At 68.1% G+C, this 4,703-nt stretch carries 4 protein-coding genes; 3 read left to right on the forward strand and 1 reads right to left on the reverse strand.

Annotation, left to right across the window (positions count from 1 at the left end; translation table 11 throughout):
• Positions 1–264 precede the first annotated feature (264 nt).
• A complete protein-coding gene (locus HF203_RS15990) occupies positions 265–1,200 on the reverse strand; it encodes a LysR substrate-binding domain-containing protein (RefSeq protein WP_168671080.1) in 936 nt (311 codons plus the stop codon).
• A gap of 145 nt (positions 1,201–1,345) precedes the next feature.
• On the opposite strand from HF203_RS15990, the gene HF203_RS15995 reads away from it, so the two are divergent.
• The 3 genes from HF203_RS15995 to HF203_RS16005 all read left to right on the forward strand — a co-directional run bounded on the left by HF203_RS15995 (position 1,346) and on the right by HF203_RS16005 (position 4,576).
• Complete coding sequence (locus HF203_RS15995; protein WP_168671081.1) at positions 1,346–2,251, forward strand: DsbA family oxidoreductase; 906 nt, start codon at positions 1,346–1,348, stop codon at positions 2,249–2,251.
• A gap of 368 nt (positions 2,252–2,619) precedes the next feature.
• Positions 2,620–3,585 (forward strand): thiamine pyrophosphate-dependent dehydrogenase E1 component subunit alpha, encoded by a 966-nt coding sequence (locus HF203_RS16000; protein WP_168671082.1) that lies wholly within the window; start codon positions 2,620–2,622, stop codon positions 3,583–3,585.
• 13 nt (positions 3,586–3,598) lie between these two features.
• Positions 3,599–4,576, forward strand: coding sequence for an alpha-ketoacid dehydrogenase subunit beta (locus HF203_RS16005; RefSeq protein WP_168671083.1), 978 nt, complete (start codon positions 3,599–3,601; stop codon positions 4,574–4,576).
• The last annotated feature ends 127 nt before the right edge of the window (positions 4,577–4,703 follow it).

Here is a 4,703-nt window from a genome sequence, read left to right on the forward strand (position 1 = left end):
AGATTGCGATCAACCCGGGCTCAATGACCCGTCAGCCGCCGCATCGACGAGCCGGGAACGTCCGTGGACGGTTCACCCAGCATCGGCACGCCATCATCGGGCAACGGCGTCGGTGTTGGGTTGCCATCGGCAACCCAACCTACAGGGCTGCGTCAGGTCAGAAGACAGGTGCTGCGCTGCTCGAGACCCGCGCCGATGTTGGGTTGCCCACCCGTCATGCGGCATCGCCCCATGCTGGACCACCGGATCGGTGGGCAGCCCAACCTACGAAGTTCGGCCGGTATTAGCAACGCTCCGGAGGCTTGCCGGTAGGTGTTCGATCAAGTAGTCGATCAGGCTGCGGACCGAGGGCAGCATGCCGCGCGGGCTGTGATAGAGCAGGTAGATATGGTGCGTGGCGCCGCTCCACTGCGGCAGGATCTGCGTCAGCGTGCCGGCACGGATTGCTGTGGCGACGACGGGTTCGGGCAACAGCGCGACCCCAAGTCCGCGGCAGACGACTTCCTGCAACAGTCGCATGTCGTTGGTCTCGACGCGTGGTGTGAGCTGGAGCGTTACGCGCTGTCCCTTCGGGCCGGTGAGTTGCCAGCGCGTCTGGCCGTCGGTCGATTCCTCCGAGCGGCAGATGACATCGTGGGTCGAGAGTGTCTCTGGCCCCGTGGGGTGCCCCCGCCGCTCGAGATAGGCGGGTCCGGCGACCAGGATGCGACGCGCGTCGGCCAGCGGTCGGGCGACCAGGTCGAGTGCCTTGTCGATATGGGCGCTCGGGCGCAGCGCCAGGTCGAAGCGCCCGTCGAACAGATCCACCACACGATCGGTGGCCTCTACGATCAGGTCGACCTTGGGGTGCTCGGTCAGATAGCTCGCGAGGATAGGGGCCAGATAGCTCTCCGCCATCACCTGGGGACAGGTCAGGCGCACGGTGCCGGCGGGTTCGCGCTGCAGATCGGCGACACTCTCGTAGGCGGTGCGGGCGCCGTCCACCGCCGCCCGACAGTGGGCGTGGAATCGTTCTCCGGCCTCGGTCAGGGCGATACGGCGGGTCGATCGATGCAGTAGTTTCACCCCGAGACGCACTTCGAGAGCCGCGACCCGTCGGCTCAAGCGGGTCTTGTCGACCCCGATGGCGCGAGCGGCGGCGGAGAAGCCGTGGTGCTCGACCACGGCGGCGAAATAGACCAGGTCGTTGAAGTCGTCCACGGGTGATTGGTGCTCTGACGCAACAGTCTTTGGCGATCGGCCATCTTATCATCGGGGGGTGCCAGCAGTACCTTGGGGTGTCCCTGCTCGCCTGCTCGCCTGCTCGAGCGCGGCGATCCAACTGACCGACACTTGAGGCCCCCCGATGACAGATCAACCGACCCTCGAACTCCTCGCCTTTACCGATCCGGTGTGCACCTGGTGCTGGGGGAGCGAGCCGGTGCTACGTGCGCTGCAGGTCGGGTACGGCGAGCAGCTCCGCATTCGGCCGGTGATGGGCGGGTTGGTCGAGGACATCCGTACCTTCTACGATCGCGCCAACGCCATCGGTGGTGATCCAGAGGGGGCCAATGCGGCGATCATCGCGCACTGGCTCGAGGCCTCGGCGCATCACGGCATGCCGGTACGGGCCGAGGGGTTTCGGCTGTTCACGACCGAGACGGTCTCGACCTATCCGCAGAACATCGCCTACAAGGCCGCCGAGTTGACCGATCCGGTCTTGGCTCCGCGCTATCTGCGCCGTCTCCGTGAGGCCTCGGCCACCGAGGCCCGCGAGACCGGGCGGCGCGAGGTGCTGATCGAATTGGCCGCCGAGGTCGGGCTCGATCTTGCTGCCTTGATCGGCCATCTCGACGATGGCTCGGCCGAACACGCCTTCCGTGCGGACCTGGCGATGACCCGCCGATTCAGGGTGCACGGGTTCCCGAGCTTTTACCTCAGCGTCGGCGAGCGCGCGCTGTCGCTGCGTGGTTACCAACCCCTGCAAGGCATGCGCGCGGTGATCGAGAGCCTGAGCGCGGGGGCGCTGCGCTGGCACGCCCCGCAGGGTGGGGCCGAGGGGGTGCTCGATTGCCTCGATCGCTTCGGGCGGGCGGCGCCGATCGAGTTGGCCACGATCCTCGACCTGACGCCGGCCGATCTGGATCGCCAGCTACTCGACCTCGAGCGTTCCGGGGCGATCGTGCGCGTGAGCGCTGGCAACGGCTGTCTGTGGGAACGCAGCTGTGGAGGCGCCGACTGCGATCCGGTGACTGGTCTCTGTCGCGTTTGAATCGCGCCCGCCACCCGCCCGGTCGCTGAGCGCTCGGGCCGCGATCCAGACATCGCCCTATCGTTCGTCGACATCGCCCCAGGCTTGCCGTGCGACAGCCCTCCAAGGTCGCAGCCCTGGGGTCGGGCGGGTCTAAAGGCGGGGTGATGACTGGTGCTCCTGCGCAACAGTCCTTGGCGATTCTGCCGACTTATCAACGCACGGGTGTCAGGATAGTCTGGTTCGGGTTCGAGGTCGCACGGCCAACCCTTGGCAGACGGTTGTCGCCGAGGGCGCTAGGGCTTCTACCTCGCCACAGCTCCGGAGGGTCGGTACATCCACCGATGACCTTCGGGGCGGCGGCAATATGTCTGTAGAGAGTGTTCCACATGACCGTTTCCACCCAGCAGAGGCTCGAGATGCTGCGCACCATGCTCCTGGCGCGGCGCTTCGAGGAAACCCTGACCGAGCTGTGCCAGCAGCCCGACAAGATCCACGGCATGATGATCCTAGCCACCGGCCAGGAGGCGGTCGGCTCGGGGGCCTGCGCCGCGCTGTCGCCGGCGGACGTCATCGTCACCAATCATCGTAGTCATCACCACCTGCTCGCTCGCGGGGCGGACCCGAAGGCGCTGATGGCCGAGATCTTCGGTCGGCGCACCGGTTGCAACAAGGGTAAGAGCGGCACGCTGCACTTGGCGGTGCCCGAGGTCAACGCGCTCTGCACCACCACGGTGGTCGGCGGCGGCTTCCCCATCGCCACCGGGCTGGGCTTCGCGCAGCAGTATCGTGGCGAGACGGCGGTGACGGCCTGTTTCTTCGGCGATGGGGCGACCAGCGAGGGCTCCTTCCACGAGGCGCTCAACCTCGCCGGGCTCTGGCGCCTGCCGGTGGTCTTCGTGTGCGAGAACAACCGCTATGCCGCCGCGCAGGGCTATGACGAACACACCCCGATCGAGTCACTGGCGACCCGCGCCGATGCCTACGGCATGCCGGGCGAGCAGGTCGACGGCAACGATGCGCCGGCGGTGTTCGAGGTCACCCGGCGCGCCCGCGAGCGCGCCCTGGCCGGCGAGGGACCGACGCTGATCGAGTGCATGACCTACCGCTGGCGCGGTCACGGCGAGGGTGATCCACAGCGCTACCAGCCTGCCGAGGAGATCGCCGCCTGGAAGGCGCGCTGTCCCATCGAGCGGTTGAGCGAGACGCTGCGCGCCCGCGGCGAGCTGTCCGATGCCGAGCTCGATGACCTGCGCGCGAGCACCGCCGCCGTCGTCGCCGAGGCGGTGCGTTTTGCCGAGGAGAGCCCGTGGCCCGAGCCGCGCGAGGCGCTCGACGATGTCTGGGTCGCGTGAGGGGGAGATGACGATGCAAACACTCGGAATGGGCCAGGCGGTCAATCAGGCGCTGCGCGAGGAGATGGCGCGCGATTCACGGATCTTCCTCGCCGGCGAGGGCATCGGGGTCGGTATCCACGACAGCCCGATGATGCCGACCGCGGGGCTGCTCGAGGCCTTCGGTCCCGGGCGGGTGAAGGACACCCCGGTGTCGGAGGCGGCGATCGCCGGGCTCGCGGTCGGTGCCGCCGCCGGTGGGCTGCGCCCGGTGGTGGAGGTGATGTTCAACCCCTTCTTCACCCTGGCCTCGGACATGATCATCAACCACGCCGCCAAGCTGCGCTATCTCTCCGGCGGCAAGACCCGCTTCCCGCTGGTGGTGCGGATCAAGAGCGGGGCCGGTTTCGGCGCCGGCTGCCAGCACTCGCACAACCTCGAGGCCTGGGTCGCACACTGTCCGGGGCTGAAGGTGGTGATGCCGGCCACCCCGGCCGACGCCAAGGGGCTGCTGAAGTCCGCCATCCGCGATGACAACCCGGTCATCTTCATTGAGGACATGGGGCTCTACTTCGCCCCGGACGCGGTACCGGAGGACGATTACACCATCCCCATCGGCAAGGCCGACATCAAGCGCGCCGGCACCGATGTCACCGTCGTCACCTGGTCGAAGATGCTCGGTGTCGCCATGCAGGCGGCCGAACAGCTGGCCGGCGAGGGCGTCGATGTCGAGGTCGTCGACCTGCGTACCCTAACCCCATTGGACAGCGAGACCATCCTCGCCTCGGTGCGCAAGACCGGACGTCTGGTGGTGCTGCACGAAGCGACCCGCACCGGTGGCTTCGCCGGCGAGGTCGCCGCCGTGGTCATGGAGCAGGCCTTCACCGACCTCAAGGCCCCGCTGCGCCGGGTCACCGGCCCGGACATCCCGGTCCCGGCCAGCCCGCCGCTGGAGCAGTTCTACATCCCCGACGCGGGGCAGGTGGTCGCGGCGATCCGCGAGATCGTCTGACACCGACCCCGGGGACGCTCCGTCGTCTCCGGGTGTCGTTCGCTCCCGTGCATGGAGGCCCGTATACGCATGCGCCGCGCCCGCGCCGCTCTGGGGAGGCGACCGCGCGGCGCGTGGTGCAACCCCC

It is taken from the genome of Marichromatium bheemlicum (assembly GCF_012276755.1).
In the GTDB taxonomy this organism is placed as follows: domain Bacteria; phylum Pseudomonadota; class Gammaproteobacteria; order Chromatiales; family Chromatiaceae; genus Marichromatium; species Marichromatium bheemlicum.